Annotated in this window: 13 protein-coding genes and 2 pseudogenes; 8 read left to right on the top strand and 7 right to left on the bottom strand. The window is 47.8% G+C overall.

Going from position 1 to position 16654, the window contains the following annotated elements; genetic code table 11:
* Positions 1 to 249 (top strand): annotated as a pseudogene (locus R6U67_RS14880) (HNH endonuclease); the annotation flags it as partial.
* Between the two features lie 75 nt (positions 250 to 324).
* Positions 325 to 1307, top strand: a pseudogene (locus R6U67_RS14875) (RNA-guided endonuclease TnpB family protein); the annotation flags it as partial.
* Positions 1308 to 1347: 40 nt separating this feature from the next.
* On the opposite strand, the gene R6U67_RS14870 reads toward R6U67_RS14875, so the two are convergent.
* The 6 genes from R6U67_RS14870 to psaK all read right to left on the bottom strand — a co-directional run bounded on the left by R6U67_RS14870 (position 1348) and on the right by psaK (position 9601).
* The gene (locus tag R6U67_RS14870; RefSeq protein WP_410253275.1) at positions 1348 to 2844 is read right to left on the bottom strand and encodes an alanine/glycine:cation symporter family protein; all 1497 of its coding nucleotides are present in this window, start codon (positions 2842 to 2844) and stop codon (positions 1348 to 1350) included.
* A gap of 124 nt (positions 2845 to 2968) precedes the next feature.
* Complete coding sequence (locus R6U67_RS14865; RefSeq protein WP_410253274.1) at positions 2969 to 5098, bottom strand: ArnT family glycosyltransferase; 2130 nt, start codon at positions 5096 to 5098, stop codon at positions 2969 to 2971.
* A gap of 82 nt (positions 5099 to 5180) precedes the next feature.
* Positions 5181 to 6323, bottom strand: coding sequence for an acyltransferase family protein (locus R6U67_RS14860; RefSeq protein WP_410253273.1), 1143 nt, complete (start codon positions 6321 to 6323; stop codon positions 5181 to 5183).
* Positions 6324 to 6804: 481 nt separating this feature from the next.
* Positions 6805 to 7305 (bottom strand): Fur family transcriptional regulator, encoded by a 501-nt coding sequence (locus R6U67_RS14855; RefSeq protein ID WP_410253272.1) that lies wholly within the window; start codon positions 7303 to 7305, stop codon positions 6805 to 6807.
* Between the two features lie 202 nt (positions 7306 to 7507).
* Positions 7508 to 8971, bottom strand: coding sequence for an amidophosphoribosyltransferase (gene purF, locus R6U67_RS14850; protein WP_410253271.1), 1464 nt, complete (start codon positions 8969 to 8971; stop codon positions 7508 to 7510).
* A 369-nt stretch (positions 8972 to 9340) separates the two neighbouring features.
* On the bottom strand, positions 9341 to 9601 hold the full coding sequence (psaK, locus tag R6U67_RS14845; RefSeq protein ID WP_410253270.1) for a photosystem I reaction center subunit PsaK: 261 nt from the start codon (positions 9599 to 9601) through the stop codon (positions 9341 to 9343).
* 265 nt (positions 9602 to 9866) lie between these two features.
* Here psaK and R6U67_RS14840 point away from each other — a divergent pair, with 265 nt between their 5' ends.
* From R6U67_RS14840 to R6U67_RS14825, 4 genes are all read left to right on the top strand, one after another.
* Positions 9867 to 10373: an META domain-containing protein gene (locus R6U67_RS14840; RefSeq protein WP_410253269.1), complete on the top strand. Its 507-nt coding sequence runs from the start codon at positions 9867 to 9869 to the stop codon at positions 10371 to 10373.
* Positions 10370 to 12046 carry a sensor histidine kinase gene (locus R6U67_RS14835; RefSeq protein WP_410253268.1) on the top strand — a complete coding sequence of 559 codons (1677 nt, stop codon included), beginning with the start codon at positions 10370 to 10372 and terminating at the stop codon, positions 12044 to 12046. The genes R6U67_RS14840 and R6U67_RS14835 overlap by 4 nt, the downstream gene beginning before the upstream one ends.
* A gap of 23 nt (positions 12047 to 12069) precedes the next feature.
* Positions 12070 to 12846 carry an SDR family NAD(P)-dependent oxidoreductase gene (locus R6U67_RS14830; protein WP_410253267.1) on the top strand — a complete coding sequence of 259 codons (777 nt, stop codon included), beginning with the start codon at positions 12070 to 12072 and terminating at the stop codon, positions 12844 to 12846.
* A 70-nt stretch (positions 12847 to 12916) separates the two neighbouring features.
* A complete protein-coding gene (locus R6U67_RS14825; RefSeq protein WP_410253266.1) occupies positions 12917 to 13138 on the top strand; it encodes a chlorophyll a/b-binding protein in 222 nt (73 codons plus the stop codon).
* Here R6U67_RS14825 and queF read toward each other — a convergent pair.
* Positions 13135 to 13569 (bottom strand): preQ(1) synthase, encoded by a 435-nt coding sequence (gene queF, locus R6U67_RS14820; protein WP_410253265.1) that lies wholly within the window; start codon positions 13567 to 13569, stop codon positions 13135 to 13137. The genes R6U67_RS14825 and queF overlap by 4 nt on opposite strands.
* 93 nt (positions 13570 to 13662) lie before the next feature.
* On the opposite strand from queF, the gene R6U67_RS14815 reads away from it, so the two are divergent.
* Together R6U67_RS14815 and R6U67_RS14810 are read left to right on the top strand one after the other, a co-directional pair.
* A complete protein-coding gene (locus tag R6U67_RS14815) occupies positions 13663 to 14379 on the top strand; it encodes a hypothetical protein (RefSeq protein WP_410253264.1) in 717 nt (238 codons plus the stop codon).
* A gap of 179 nt (positions 14380 to 14558) precedes the next feature.
* A partial coding sequence (locus tag R6U67_RS14810; protein ID WP_410253263.1) for a glycosyltransferase occupies positions 14559 to 16654 on the top strand: 2096 nt, incomplete at its 3' end.

The raw sequence follows: 16654 nt of genomic DNA, 5'->3' as shown, positions 1-16654 counted from the left end.
CGGACTGATCGATACGGTTTTCCGTCTCGTTATGTTCCCAGGCATAAATTTGTCAAGGGCTTTCAAACTGGCGACATCGTCAAAGCGATTGTCACTCGTGGCAAGAAAGTAGGAGAGTATCTGGGACGAGTTGCAGTCCGCTCTCAAGGTTCCTTCAATATCACGACCAATCAAGGGTTGATCCAAGGTATCAGCCACAAATACTGTAAACACATTCACAAAAAGGATGGTTATTCTTATGTCGCATAACGGGTTGTCCCCCTTTTCCTCCCAACACCAAACGGATTACCGTTATGGTGTGGGTCTCCAAGGGGGTTGAGAGATGAATGGATGAAAGAACCCTATTCCCAATGCTTACAGGTTGTTGCCCTCAATTTGTCTAGGGCTTTCATCAACTTTTTTGAGGGGAGGGCGGCTTATCCTCGCTTCAAATCAAAGCACCGTAATCAATCTATTCGTTATCCTTAGAATGTCTCTATCGTAGAAAATGGCATCAAGTTCCCTAAAATGGGGCTTGTTCATGCCAGACTACATCGACCAATTGAAGGGTCAATCAGAACCGTTACGGTATCCCTGAATGCCAAAGGCCAATACTTCGCCTCGGTCCTAGTCGATGATGGGAAAGATCTCCCAGAAAAAACGACTGAAGGGAAAGCGGTAGGTCTTGATTTAGGATTAACTCATTTTGCGATTACCTCTGATGGGTCTAAGTTTGATAACCCTCGCTGGTTGGCTAAACATGAGAAAAATCTAAGAGCCAAGCAAAAGCGATTGTCCAGAAGACAAAAAGGCTCTAACAACCGCAACAAAGCCCGCAAACAGGTCGCTGGGGGCCTACACAAAATCGCTCGATGCAGGGAAGACTTTCACCACAACCTGTCACGCAGGATGGTCGACGAAAACCAAGTCGTCGTGGTCGAAAATCTAGCCGTTAGGAACCTGGTGAAAAACCACTGTCTCGCCCAAGCCATCAGCCAAGTGGGATGGGGTCAGTTTTGCACCATGCTGAAATACAAAGCCGAGCCAGAAGGGAAAGTCTACCTCGAAGTAGACCGATTCTTCCCTAGCTCCAAAACCTGCAATGTTTGCCTAAATCAAGTCAGAAGCCTGACCCTTGATGTTAGGTTTTGGCAGTGCGAAAAATGTTAAACGCAACATGACAGAGATATCAACGCTGCCAAGAATATCATTAGATGAAGGACTGCGTATTTTATCCTCACCGGACCGGGGAGATCGCCTATCGCCCAGGTGTAAGACGAGATCGTAGAGGACGCAAGAAATCTACGGTCTCGCGGTCGGTTGGGTAGGAAGCCGACGGTGTAATCGAGCGATTCACCGTTCGGTAGTTCACTTATAAATTGGCATGACTCCCCGTTGCAGGCGATCCCAATAGTTCTGTAAATCGGCAGCCACTTCATTGGAGAGAATAACACCTCCCAACATATTGGGAAAGGCCATCGTTAGTAGCATCATATCGCTGAAATCCAAGACTGATCCCAGGTTGACCACTGCCCCAACAAAGACGCAAAGCACAAAAATGACGCGGTAGATTTGGGTTTGTTGGTCTCCAAACAGATACGTCCAGGCTCGCTCGCCATAGTAACTCCAGGAAATCATCGTCGAGAAAGCAAAGAGAAACACCGCTAGGGACAGCAGAATCGGAAACCAGCCAATCACGGTTCCAAAGGCTGCCGCTGTGAGGTCAACGCCGGTGCGATCGAGATCTTGGTAAACTCCGGTAATCACCACCACGAGGGCCGTCATATTACAGACGATCACCGTGTCAATAAAAGGTTCGAGAAGAGCCACAATCCCTTCCCGTACCGGTTCCTTGGTACGGGCCGCCGCATGGGCGATCGCCGCCGAACCAATGCCAGCTTCGTTGGAAAAGACGGCCCGGCGTATCCCTTGAATGAGAACACCGATGAAACCCCCTTCGACGGCTTTGGGGGTAAAGGCTCCCGAAATAATGGTGGCAAAGGCACTGGGAACCTCGCTGATATTGGTCAGAATAATCCATAGGGCCGCCAGCACATACAGCAAACACATGGACGGGACAATGGCAGCGGCCACTGAACCAATGCGACGAATGCCACCAATAATCACCAGGCCCACCAGAAAGGCGAGGATTAATCCATAGGCCCAGTCAGAGATGGGGATAATATCGGAGACGGCCGAGAAGGACTGGTTAGCCTGAAACATATTGCCCCCACCGAGGGAACCACCAATGCAGAGAATGGAAAAAAGAACGGCTAAACCTTGCCCCAGGGGTCGTAGGCCTCGTTGGGCCAAGCCTCGGGAGAGGTAATACATGGGGCCGCCCGAGACGCGACCATCGGCAGATAGGGTTCGGTATTTCTGGGCGAGGGTGCATTCGACAAATTTACTGGTCATGCCGAAAAGTCCCGCCAGGGTCATCCAAAACACGGCACCGGGTCCCCCGGTTTGGACGGCGATCGCCACTCCGGCAATGTTGCCTAGGCCCACCGTTGCCGAGAGAGCCGCTGAGAGAGCCTGAAAGTGGGTGAGTTCTCCTTCTTCGTCGGGATTGTCATAATGACCGGCTATCACATAAAGAGCGTGTTTGAAGGCACGAAAGTTGATAAATTTCAGCCGCAGGGTGAAGAAAAGCGCCCCGCCAATCAGCCAAAGCACAATCAGGGGGATTCCCCCAAGGCTAAAAAAGAGCACCTGTGCCATGGCTGCCACTAGACCGCTAAAGATGCGATCGATCAAAGTCAGGATGTTCTCGGGGTTGTCGGTGGCTTCTTGGGCCGCTTCCTGGGCGATCGCCGCCGTGGGTAACGCCAGCAAGACGATAAATAGTAACCAACGTTGTCTCATATGGGGATGTTCCGCATCTTGCAACTAAATCTGAATTGGAGTTCACTCTACCAAATCTTCTGAGGATTGGGAGTTTTATAGCTCTGCGGCTTGCTGGTTGATCCCGGATGATGATGCGTCGGATTCATGAATCCTCAGACGGTATCATTTGAAACGATCCAATGATCTGAGGTGTGTGTTCGCGAATATCTAAGAAACCCTCTTCTGCTGAACCTGAGGTGGGTAGGCTCAAGCCAATCTGATAGTCCCCTGGAGGGAATATTACCGGAAGGGATAGGGATTGCTGATCGCGGATCGTTTTGCCCGCTTCGATGGGATCGTCTCCTAAAAATCCCTTGAGAATTGGACGGGGAATTGCCAGCAACACTCGGTTTCCTTGTTGAATACTGAGCGTAAAATGATGGTTGGAGGGAATCGATTTAAGAATATCCCAATAGAGAGTCAGTTCCAGGGATTCTCCTGGTTTTAGAGAGTCAGAGGCTAATGTATAGCCTCGCAACCGCAGCTCATCATTCCCAATAGACTCGATTGTTGAGGTGAGGGTTTGCATCTCTTCGGGGCGGGCAATTGGCCCTAGGTAAATCGAGGCGTAGTCAACGCCATTGAGTTGCACAACGTGCAAGGGATCTTGACGAGTGAAATAGTTAATAACCTCAGGACTCGGAATATTTCGCTGAATTTGATTAATATAAAAGACTAAAAAGTTGGCATTCCGTAACCAACGCTCCGCCCAAGATCCTCCTTGGCGAGGAACGGCCAACACTTCTCCCTGAGCATAAGGAGCCAACGCGGATCGATAGGGAACTGCAACGACTAAGTTTTGGGGGTTAGGTTGACGATTGAGCCACGCACCGACTCGATCTAACCCTTCACCATTGCCAATCATTAGGATGAATTTTGCGGTTTTTGTTCCCCCAAGAAAGGGGTTATGATAACTCATGTAATAGGGGAAATATGGATAAATTGTGATTATTTGAATGGCGAGGATGACTAAAACCAGGGTATTAAAGCTCAGCCAAGATTCTTGACGTATCCTGGATGTGATTTTGGGATGGTGGCGATTTATAGATTGTTTGAGTCGTTTAAGGATAATGAAGCTGGCGATCGCAGCGTTGAGGGTTAGGAAGGGAACAATGGGCAAAATATAGCGGTCGACCTTGTTTCCAGGGAGTGAGACTAGCCAGAGAAATGAGAGAATTAAGATGAAATTGGCAACCAGGTATTTTTGATAGATACCCCTGGGTCGCCAAGCGGGTACACTAGCCAGGAGAACAGAGATAAGGCTACTCAGTAGGAGCAGCGGCGAGAAGCGATAGAGAATGACGACAGGATAAAATAAGGCATTGATATGATCCTGCGATCGCCCTAGAAAGAAGAGACCTCCTCGCTGAGTTTCTCGTTGTAAGTCACTCGCCAGACGGTTGATGGTTTCCAGGGGAGCTACCCACATTGCGGGCCAAATCAAAATAAAGGTCACGACCAGACAGAACGTCCAAATCCCAATATCTTTGGCTTGTTCAGCGATGCCTTTTTTGGGAAAGATTGGCTGAAAATAATTGAGTTCGGTTAAGACGGCGATCGCCATCAAGCCTGGAAATAAAAGAATTGTAGTAGTTTTGGTGGCGATCGCCATCCCCATCGCTGCTCCTGAGAGAATTAAATAGGATTTTCCTGACGCTAATCGCCAATGTAAAAACAAGGCTAAAACACTGACTAAAATAAACCCACATTGCAACGAATCGGTAATTACTAAGCGTTGATATGCCAGAAACAATGGTTCAAACGCTAAAATAGAAATCCAAATAATTGCAATTTTTAGGTTAACCAACCGAACCACTAACCAAGACGATAGGGTAATCAAGGCTGAGGTAATCAACCCTTGAATAACACGAGTGAGAACATAGGATTCAATGGGAACGAAATTTTGCTCTCTCAAGAGGTAAATACAGCTTCGGACTGAGTCTGGCTCAAGGGTTAACTGAGGGGGAAACCAATGGTCAACCACACAGCCGAGGGTGATGCCGAAACCATCGACCCACATAGTTGGAACTCCGGGATGATGTTGATAATAGGTCTCCTGAAATTTCGCCAAATCCCCCGATAAGACTTGAGCAATAAACCCACTTCCCCGGAAGAACCAAAGGTTTTCATCAACATTAATGGGAACGTGAGAGAAGAACACTCGGGATAAGAAGCAGATTAAGAAGACAAGAACTAAAAATACCGTTGGCTTGAAGCGTTTTAAGAGTACCATGACTTCAGAATAAGGGTAGTATTTAAGGGGATTGTCGTCAGGAGTGGCGGTGGCTATACATCTACTGGCTACAGCAATTCTTTTAACCTCTCGTGGCTGTTTTAGGGAAAAGTTTGCTCATCACCTGAGTAGCTTTGGGTTTGAGAACCTTAATATCGAAACGGGTGATGTAGTGTGAGGCAAGTAGTACGAGAAGGGTGGCAATAGGAAAGATAAGGGTTCGGATTGTTGTTGAGCCTAAGTTGATGCCCAAAAGTAACCCATAGATTAAAGCGTAAACCGGTCGATGAAATAGGTAGACAGCATAACTAATTTTTGATAAGTACTCAATTGGTTGAGAAAATTTCAACATAAATGGAGTGACGAGGATTCCCAAGTTTATAAAAAATAATGCCCAGAGAAAAATGTAGGAATAAAATCTCAGATCTACCCAACCGATCAAGAAATTATGAGGACGAGTTATACTCTCGCTATCAATAACCCTAAAAAGCAAAAAAGCGACTATACCTAACCCCAGGGTGAATTTCATAGCATGGCGTTTTAAATACAAAAGATTGCTATCAAATCTACCTGCAATTACACCCGCCAGGAATAGTGGATAATTCATGATAATCCGATTTTCTACGAGGTGAATTGACTGGTGTTTTAGAACTATTTTAAGTAGAATTACCAGGGCAAAAAATAAGACATTCAGAATCAAGAAATTCTTGAATTTGAAGCGACTCATTAGAATAAAAAAGCCATAGTAAGTCACGAGAGCGCCAATATACCATAGGGTTGGAATATGGGAAATGTAACGACTTCTTAGAAATAACTGTAAACCGAAAAAGTGAGCGACTGTCGTAGCGGGTAATGGGGAAAAGTCCAAATTATGAAAAATTGACAGGACATGAAAGATGACAATAAACGTAAAAAGAGCCAACCAGTAAAGGGGGAAAATCCGAATTAATCTTTTTCGAAAGACCTCCCATCTTGTCCTCTTAGACTTTTTTTTGTTTTGAGAGCGTTGACAGAGAAACCCCGACAGACAGAGAAATAGGCCCACCCCAATGGGTCCCGGATATTTCATCAGTTCATTAACATGAGCCGACCAACCCAAATAAGCAGTCGAGTGACAATAGAGAACCAAGGCAATGGCCAGGACTCTCAAAAGGTCAAGTTCTAATAATTTTTGTTGCGATTGGGGAGACGGGGTCGGGTCATCAAGCGGTTTACTCTTAATCATCGCTGAGATATCCAAGTATTTTGTCCCAATATGGTCGCGATATTTGAGAATGTCAAGTGCTTGGATAAGAACTCAATTAAACGGATCTTCAGAAAATCGCGTGTAACTTGTTGCATTGGATGCCAGATTGGCGAACGGTGTTCAGCGAGCGACAGCCGAGCTGACGTTAAATAGTGAGTTGAATGAGAATAGAGAACGAGGCTAATCCCAATTACTCTGAGTAAATCGAGTTCAAAAATGCTTTGTCTTGATGCTTGAGCTGCCATAGAAAGCACAAAACGCCTGTGACGCTGGTTGATGGACAGTATGGGCTATTCGGTTCTCTCCCAAGATGCTCGCAATTTTGGGGAATGTCAAGAGACTCCCCCCGAAATAAACCGTACTCTCCTCAACCTCCATAGCGGTGGTGTATGCCAATCAAGGCAAACCCCCCTGTTTTCCCGGAAAACAGGGGAGTTTGCCTAAAGATTGTCAATGTCATTTAACTCATGGCTTTGGGACAGAGCCAATCTTCAGGAATCCCTGACGGCCAACCGCGTTTCATGGCTTCTAAACAAACACCATGAATGGTTAGTTGACAGTCTAAGAGATGGAATCCCTCTTTGTTGGTTGTTTTGACACCAATTTTTAAGACAGAATCGCTCTTAAACTCGATTGTTTTATTGCATTTTACACAGACTAAATGATGGTGATGATGAGGATAGGGCTGATTGATTTCATAATGCTTATGCCCTTCGGCCAGTTCTAGCTCTCGTAATAATCCCAGATGAGTCATCAGCTTCAGCGAGCGGTAGACCGTTGAGAGGCTGATTTTGCGCTGCTCCTGACTGCTTTGGAGCTTGTGATGGAGTTCTTCAGCACTCAAATGTTCTCCTTTGGGCAGTTGCTGAAAAATTTTGAGAATTTCCTCACGCTGAGGTGTCAACCGCAGTCCAAGTTGGTTGAGTTCCGCTTTAAAAGCTTCGCTATTATAAGCGTACATTGTTCCTAGATTTTAAGTTATATTTCTTACTCTTTATGGTAGTTCTTCTAAGAGCTAATGTCAACAATCTGAGCCTTATTGAGAACTTATGGCTATAAGCCTCTGTTGATTATCATTCCCAAAAACGACCCACCCCCAGACTGAGTTAAATCTGGGGGTGGGCTGACAAGCCTTGTCGGGTTTGAGCGGGAGCTAGCCGCCGTTAAACTTCTAATTCTTCGAGCATTAGCTTAGAATGACGTAATTTGGGGGGAACGGGAATAGGATAGTCGCCCGTGAAACAGGCTGAACAGAATTGACTGGGATCTTGTTCGGTTGCAGCTAACATTCCTTCCCAACTGAGATAGGCCAACGAATCGACGCCAATTTGGGCGGCGATTTCCTCGACAGATTTGGTGGCAGCAATCAGTTGTTTCTGATCATCGGTGTCAATGCCATAAAAACAGGGGTGGGTGACGGGAGGGGAGGAAACTCGCATATGAACTTCCTTGGCGCCTGCATCCCGTAAGGCTTTGACCAATTTGCGGCTAGTGGTTCCCCGAACAATGGAGTCATCGACAATAATCAACCGTTGACCATCGAGGACATCTTTGAGGGGATTTAACTTCATGCGGATGCCCGACTCTCGCATATGTTGAGTCGGTTGAATGAAGGTACGCCCGACATAGCGATTTTTGATCAGTCCCTCAGCGTAGGAGATTTTGGAGGTTCGAGAATAGCCGATGGCGGCGGGAATGCCCGAGTCGGGAACGCCAATGACGAGATCGGCATCGACGGGGGATTCTTCGGCTAAGACATGGCCAATCCGCATCCGATAGCTATAGAGACTTTCATCGTTCATCATGCTGTCCGGACGAGCGAAGTAAATCATCTCGAAGACACAGAGTTTTGGGGTTGGGTCTTGGCTCCAGCGTTGGGATTGTAATCCGTCAGCATTGGCAAACACCAGTTCTCCGGGGTTGACGTCGCGCAGGTAGCTGGCGCCGATGATGTCAAGTCCACAGGTTTCTGAGGCAAAGACGTAGTAGTTGGGGTTGGTGTCTAGGTTGCCGATGACGAGGGGGCGCACTCCATGAGGATCTCGGGTGGCAAAAATCCCGATGGGTGTGCCGATCACCAGACTGAACGCACCTTGACATTGTCGCAGTGAGGTTTCGATCGCCTGATGCCAACTTTTGCCTGCATCGACTTCTGAGCCAATTAAGATGGCGATCGCCTCGGAGTCACTGGTGGTGACACAATTACAATTGCGACGTTCGAGTTCTTCTCGTAGGTCACGAGTATTGACGAGGTTACCGTTGTGGGCCAGGCTTAACGTTCCGAGGCGCGTTGGCACTAGGGCCGGCTGAGCGTTTTGCACATGACTCGAGCCGGTGGTCGAATAGCGGTTATGACCGACGGCCATGATTCCGGGCAATTTCTGAAGCGTCGTCTCGTTGAAGACCCGTGAGACGAGGCCCATTTCTTTGTGACAGTAAACCTGGCTATCTTGATCAAAGGTCGCAATCCCTGCTGACTCTTGTCCACGATGTTGAAGGGCATAGAGTCCGAAGTACGTTAGTTTGGCAACATCTTCATCGGGGGCATAAAGCCCAAAGACGCCACAGGCCTCTTCGGGTTTGTCGGGTTGCAAGTCATCATGGAAGTGGGAAGGATTGGACATCATTGATTGAGAACCGTTCCTAAGTATGGGGCTAGTTAAGGGAAATTGTTGACAGGGGTGCAACGGATCGAAGCACCGGGTCGTGGCCGACTACCTACAATGTATCGTTTTGTCGGACGGCAAAACGAGGAAATTGGGGTGAGGCTAAAATTAATCCTGTCTTAATTTAACCGCAATTTGTACTTAATTGAAGGTCGAGTTCTCGTCTCGCAGATGGGGTAGGACTGAATCATCGAGTCAACTTCGAGCTAAAACGGGGTGCGATCGCCCCCAAAGACGCGATCGCACCCCGACCCATATGACGAGACATTCTCCCCCGTTCGAGTCTGTTATCAGACGTATCAGGAAGCAATATCAAACAATCCAGTCAATTTACAGTGCGCCAGCACTTTGTAAACCTAAAATCACCCCAACGCCAAGAATATGTCCAAAACTGGTCGTTGCCAGAATGGCGGGAATGCCAAAGCCACCGAACAGATTGGGGGAGGGGGCCTGAGGACCGACGCTAGGATATTTAATTGAGTATTTGCCAATGGCAATGGCGAGAATATTACAGACGACCATGACAATGGCGATGTTGGGACTCCAAGCCGATGTGGTGGGGGTCAGAGCGAAGATAAGGCTGTTGAGCATAAGAAGAATCTGAATTTTGGATTAAACTGTGGTTTCAACGATGGATGACGGCGATCGCAGGGTAACCCCCCGCATGAATACCTCATCGCCTTTCTTTCCTACCAGATTTCCTGAGATATCGACCGATTTTGTTGCAGGAATTTACATTAGGATTGCCTTTTCTGGAGACTCGGGCCAGACGGATTGAGCGATCGCACGACAGTCAACCTCGCGCTACAGTCAACAGAGATACCCCGACACCTCGGAAACGCGAACCCCTATGCTCATGCCATTTAACGCTCTCGTTGCCGGAATTCGCCTCGCGGCCATGGCCGTGATGCTACCCCCGTTAACCGCCACGGCGATCGAAACCCCAATCCAAACCCCATCCTCAGACGTACCCCTAGTCAGTCAGGGAGTCAGTCTGGAGGATGATTCTCCTCTCGAATCTGTCCCTTGGCAACTCAGCCGCTGGAACGGTAATCCTCTAAACTCGGAACTCCCCGCTATTGACCTTGAACTTAACCGAGATACCGTTAACGGTTCCGGCGGATGTAACACCTATTTCGGCAACCTGAGTCATTACCAAGGACAACACCTACGGTTTGGGGCAATTGCCAGTAGCCGCCGCGCCTGCGAACCCGTGGTGATGCAGCGTGAAACTCAATATCTACAAGCCTTAGCAGGAGTGCATAAATATAGGATTGATCCTGATGGGAACCTCGGGTTGGCCTATCACTCTGACTCAGAAACTGGAACCTTAGAATTCACTCAAATCAATGATACCCAATGAAGGACAACCTTAAACAGTTTTTTAAATGCTTAAATGCCCGTTTATCTCATGAAATTGTTGCCAAAGTTTTCCTAAGTATTATTGTAATTGAGGTGATCATCCTCATTCCTTCCTATTTTCGACGACAACAGGAGCTTTTAAGGCAGCTTGAAACCACATCGGAAACAGCCGTAGATTCCCTCATTCGTGTGGCTGAAGAGGGCATCACCGATAAACAGGAATTGTTAGCCAGTTTAGAGTTATTTAGTCAAGACCCCTTAATTACAGGCGTTTCCCTCTACCGGATCGATGGAACTTGGCTGGGAACATTTGGGGAAGTTCCCGAACTGGTGTTTGAGGATATTTCTCAACTCAGCCGTGGCATTCAGGAACGCTCCTGGCAGGGCGATCGCTATGATGTCGCCCGAGTTATTCGGAAAATGGACATGCCTTATCTTCTTATTGTGCGGCATGATTCGAGTTCTGTTCAACGAGAACTATTCGAGTTTACAGCTCGTATTGCGGGGTTAGTATTATTGATTTCTATTGTGGTCACCGGCTCGACTTTTTTGATTATTCAGCAACAAGTCATTACGCCCCTATTACAGCTACGGGATGACTTAACCTTAGCTGGCGAAGCCTTGAGTGAAGGTCGGCCCCGACCTCAGTTTTTATCATTCAACTCATTAAATGCTCAACATTATAATGAGTTAGGGGAGACGATTATTAGCTTCTCAAAAATGTTTGATCGCGTTGATGCAGAAATTAACCGTCGTCAGATTGCCGAAGTAAAACTAACCCAAAAAGCTTTTGAGCTAGAGGAAACCTTAGCCAACTTAAAGGATACACAATTACGCTTAATTCAAAGTGAAAAAATGAGTGGTCTAGGGCAATTAGTGGCAGGAGTTTCTCATGAGATCAATAATCCAACCACATTTATTCAAGGAAATTTAACAATTTTAGAAACCTATTTCAAAGATATCATCGAGATCTTAACCACCTATGAACATCTCGACATTTCTCAAAATCCTAAAATCAAGGAATTAAAAGATGCCTTAGATTTTGATTATATCCTCGAAGATATCCCCAAATCGATTCAATCGACAAAAGTGGGTGCAACTCGAATTGCCACGATTGTTGAAGCCTTACGAAATTTTGCCCGTTTAGATGAATCAGAACGAAAAACGGTCGATATTCTTGATGGACTAAAAAACACCATCATACTGTTAGAGTCTCCCTTAGAATCAGCCAAGATTCAGGTCATCCAAGACTATGAAGCTTTGCCGAAACTAGACTGTTATCCCGGCTTACTGAATCAGGCATTCTTAGCGATTTTAAATAATGCAATTGATGCTCTACAGGAACGTGGGAATTTAGAAAACAGTCCGTTAGACGCGCCCCAATCTTGCCGAAAACTGACCGTGAAAGCCCGCTATAACGCGGCGATCGCCCAGATTAACATTACAATTGCCGATAATGGCCCAGGAATTGCGCCGGACGTCCAGCGCAAAATGTTTGACCCCTTTTTTACCACGAAGCCAGTGGGCCAGGGAACGGGGTTAGGGTTGGCGATCGCCTATCAGATCATTGTCCAAGATCATCATGGCGATCTACAGTGTGAATCAACCCCAAACCAAGGCACAGCCTTTCAAATTTCCCTACCCCAACCCCCAAGCCAAGGTGATAGCAATTAGCCGCCTCTTACCGTCTTCCCACCATGCCATTTCTTTTCAGCAACCCCCAGCCTATCCAAGCCATGATTATCGGTGCCAATCGTGGCATTGGCCTCGGATTTATCCGTCATCTCCTAGCCGATACACGAGTGGGAACCCTCTATGGAACCTATCGCCATCGCGATCGCGCCCAAGACTTACTACAACTAGCACAATCGGGGGGCGATCGCCTCATTCCCGTACAACTCGACGTTAGCGAAGAATCGCAACTAGCCCAATGGAGTCAAACCCTCAGCCAACAAGAACAATCCCTGCATCTATTGATTAACTGCGTAGGCGTTCTCCATGACGGAGACCAGATGCAGCCTGAAAAGAGTTTACGGCAAATCGACGGCGATCGCCTCCTGCAATACTTCCGAATCAATAGCATTCCTAGTATTCTCCTAGCGAAACACCTGATGCCCCTATTTCGCCATAACCAACCCAGCGTTTTCGCCAGCATCTCCGCCAAAGTCGGCAGTATTGGCGATAACGATCTCGGGGGTTGGTATGGCTATCGCGCCTCCAAAGCCGCCCTCAATATGCTGATGCACACCACGGCGATCGAATATAGCCGCCGTTGTCCTCAAACCTGCGTCGTCTGTCTGCATCCAGGAACCACCGACACCGACTTATCCAAACCCTTCCAACGCAACGTCCCCCCCGGAAAACTCTTCCCCGTCGAGAAAACAGTCCGTCAACTCATGCAGGTGATTGAAGATCTCAACCTCGATCACAGCGGTCAATTTTTCTCCTGGGATGGAAGCCAACTTCCCTGGTAACAGATGCCTGATATCAAGCAAGGCAAGAAATGATACCCTGAATCCAGACCCATACGAGGAGAAAACAACCGTGGCAAAACCGCCCGCAGCAACCGATAAAGGTTTTGGTCAACCTAGCCCATCCGGCAAAACATCGACCCGTAAACAGCCCGCCTCAAGCGGGGGGAACTTCGGCTTTACCCCCAAAGCCGAAGTTTGGAACGGTCGCCTAGCCATGTTGGGCTTCCTAGCCGTCATCCTGACGGAACTGATTACCCACAAAGGGATTCTCGCCTTTTGGGGCTTACGCTAAGTCCTCGATTCGCCCTTGACATGGCGGATCTCAATTTCCGTATGAACATTCCCACGGGGGAGAAAATCAGCCCGAAGAGTGACCTCTAAGGGGTCACAGGCCGCCACAAAATCATCCAAAATTTGATTGGCGGACTCCTCGTGGGAAATGTAGCGATCGCGATAACGATTGATATACAGTTTCAACGCCTTCAACTCCACCACCGTCTCATCAGGACAATAGACGAGGTGAATGGTGGCAAAATCAGGATAGCCCGAAAACGGGCATTTACAAGTAAACTCGGGTAAACTGATGCGAATCTCATACCGCCGTCCTGGACGGGGATTGGGAAAGGTAATCAGTTGACCATCCTGAATTTCCCGTTCGCCATACTTCATCGCCGAAGCATCAGGCGGGTTCGTCGGATTCGGCGGACGTTGTGAATCGTGCATTCTCTGTGATGGTAAATTATCCGTGGTGGTCGCTGTTGGAGTCGAGAGTTCCAGCTTTAAACCGAATTTCCCCCTAAGAATAGCAAGCAACCCATGCAACATCCAAACCCTCACGGTTCCGGCAATCCCAACGGCCAATCTCCCTCAGTTCCCCTCACCGTTTATCGGGAACTCGCGGCTGAGTTGCAAGCCACCCAAGCCATGCTGGACTCTCTCCATGCCCAAAATCAACAACTGAGCCAAGAAAACCAGAGCCTATCCTACCAGAACCAACAACTCTTGAGTGAAGTCCATAACGTCGTTAACTCGGTCTTCACACTGCGACAAGTGGCCAACTCCCTCGAACCTTCCAACAACGCCGCTGAAATCTCACCCCACAACAGCAGCAATCCCCGACGCAGCGAGGCCCTTCCCCAACTCGATCGCCCCCAAACCGATCCCACCCCAGTCAACCGATCTCAAGACCCGGATTCAGCCAGGGACTTACCCCCCTTGTATCCTCATCAAACCTCTAGTCCAACATCCAACCCAACATCCAACCCAACATCCAACCCAACCCCCAACCCAGCCTCCCCAACCCCCTCACCTCGTCCCCGGTTTTCCACCGTTGAATTTAACGCCATCAGCGATGAGTTCTCGACGAAAGGGGGACTCTGGCTCTTAGTGGCCATTTTTGCCATTGTCATCACCGCGTTCGGAGCTGGCTATTGGTTCATGCGTCCCATTTATGAGCGACTGCTGCAACAACAACCCCAACAACAACCCCAACAACAACAACCCCAACAACAACAACAATACTTCCCGAACTAAGGCGATCGCAGTTGAGTGGGTTCCGGTCAGCGTCAAGGAAGGGGTCCAAACCTCACCTTGAGCGATTCCGGGACACCTTCTACCCCCCGATGGCTAGCGAACCTCTTGTCGTCTTCCGTCCGGTTCCCTTCTGTTTCCTCTTCCCTTTGGCCTCTTGCCTTTTGCCGTCTTCTTCCCCCATGTCTTCTTCGACCCCTCTCTGTTCTTTTATTATTGTCAACTATAACGGCGTTCACTATCTACACTCCTGTCTCGAAGCCGTCTATGGACTCGATTACCCACGCGATCGCCTCGATGTAATTCTCGTCGATAATGGGTCTCAGGATGACTCTCTAACCGTTGTCGAACAAGACTTTCCCGAGGTTCGTATTTTTGGCAATCACCGCAACAACTTCGCCGGGGCCTTGAATTTAGGCATTCAACAGTCCCAAGGCGAGTATATTGCGTTTCTAAACAACGATGCCCAGCTTCATCGAGATTGGTTAAAAAACCTGCTACCCGCGTTGCAATCCTCCAATCAAACTTCTCATCAAACCGGGGCGAAAATTGGCGCTGTGGCGGGTAAAATCCGCTTTTTGGATGGACGCATCAATAGTGTCGGCCATCGTCGCCTGAGGAACCATTACTGGGCGGATATTGGCTATGGGGAAGCCGATCACGGTCAGTATGATAAAGCCAAAGACGTTGAGGGACTCTGTTGGGCGGCGACCCTATTTCAACGGGATTGTTTGCAAGATGTGGGAGAAATCGATGAAGATTTTGTCATGTATTTTGAGGATGTAGAATACTCAAAACGCTGTCGCGATCGCGGTTGGACATTTCGCTATATTCCTGAAGCGATCGTCGATCACCAAGTCGGAGGATCGAGTACCGGCTCAGTTTTAACCGAGTATTTTTGCAACCGCAATCGCTTTCTCTATTTAGCAAAACATGAACCGGAACAGTTAATCAATGCCCTCCCTTCATCGGTATTTTGGATTGAACAGCATTATGATTTACTCTATGATTGCTTGCCTATTATTTTCAAGAAATTACTAGAAGAAAATAGCAACGATGTCGTTGATTCTATCCTGCCTAAACTTTGTCAAAACCTCGAAAAAATCTACGGTTCTCGGGATATTGACAAAGTTTTAGCACGACTCGAAGTTATCTTAAACTATCGCAAACCCACGTTAGCTATTTATGATAATGCGCTGCACTTTATTGGCGGCGGACAACGCTATCTAGCAACCTTAGCCTCTATTTTACAAGATAGATTTGATATTACCTTAATTGGCGATCGCCCCGTCACACGGGAACAACTCGAAAACTGGTATGGATTGGACTTATCCCACTGTCAAATTCGCATCATTCCCTTGCCATTTTTCGATAAACGAGGTTCAGACATCATCGACGCAACTTGGGTCACCGCCGAAACCCCAAACCCATTTGAGGCGATCTCCCTAGCCAGCAAAGAGTATGACATTTTTATTAACGCTAATCAAGTTACAAAAGTCACACCCTTAGCCCCTGTTTCTATCTTCTTTTGTCACTTTCCAGATACTCATCGTGAAGCCTATTTTGCCGTTGATCGCTACAGTTTGCTCGTTGCTAATAGTCAGTACACCCAGCGATGGATTCGCAAACGTTGGCGGCTAAATCCCACCACATTACTCTATCCCCCAGTCCAAATGCAGCCGCCAGAGTTGCCGAAAGACAAAGAAACCCTCATTTTATCCGTGGGACGATTTGAGCCTGGGGGGACGAAAAAACAGCAAGAGATGATACAAGCCTTTCAACGACTGTATGCGGCGCATCCTCAAGTTATGCAGGGTTGGCGGCTAGTTTTAGTGGGAGGAAGTGGCAAGAAAAATAGCTATTTACAAGGATTAGAAAAACAAATTAAGCAAGCGCAAATCCCCGTTACCCTAGAAACAAATGTATCTTTAGAACGGTTGCAGATTCTTTATCAAAAAGCAGCGATTTTCTGGCATTTATGTGGTTTAGAAGAAACCCATCCCGAGCGATTTGAACATTTTGGCATGGCGACCGTCGAGGCGATGCAAAATGGCTGTATTCCAGTGGTGTTTCGGGGTGGAGGACAACCGGAAATTGTGGACGGGGAGTCGGGGATTTTGGTGGAGTCTCTCGACGAGTTGGTACAACAGACCTATGATCTCTGTTGCCAACGAGAGAGTCAACCCGAAGCCTGGGCGGGGCGACAAGAGGCGGCCCGCCAGCGGGGCGCCTGTTTTGATGGTGAACGGTTTAAAGAGGGGGTGTTGCGCCTTTTTGA

Origin of the sequence: Sodalinema sp., from assembly GCF_046483825.1 — a bacterium.
Lineage (GTDB): Bacteria > Cyanobacteriota > Cyanobacteriia > Cyanobacteriales > Geitlerinemataceae > Sodalinema.
The sequence above is the reverse complement of the archived record's forward strand: the minus strand, read 5'-3'. Positions and strand labels throughout refer to the sequence as shown.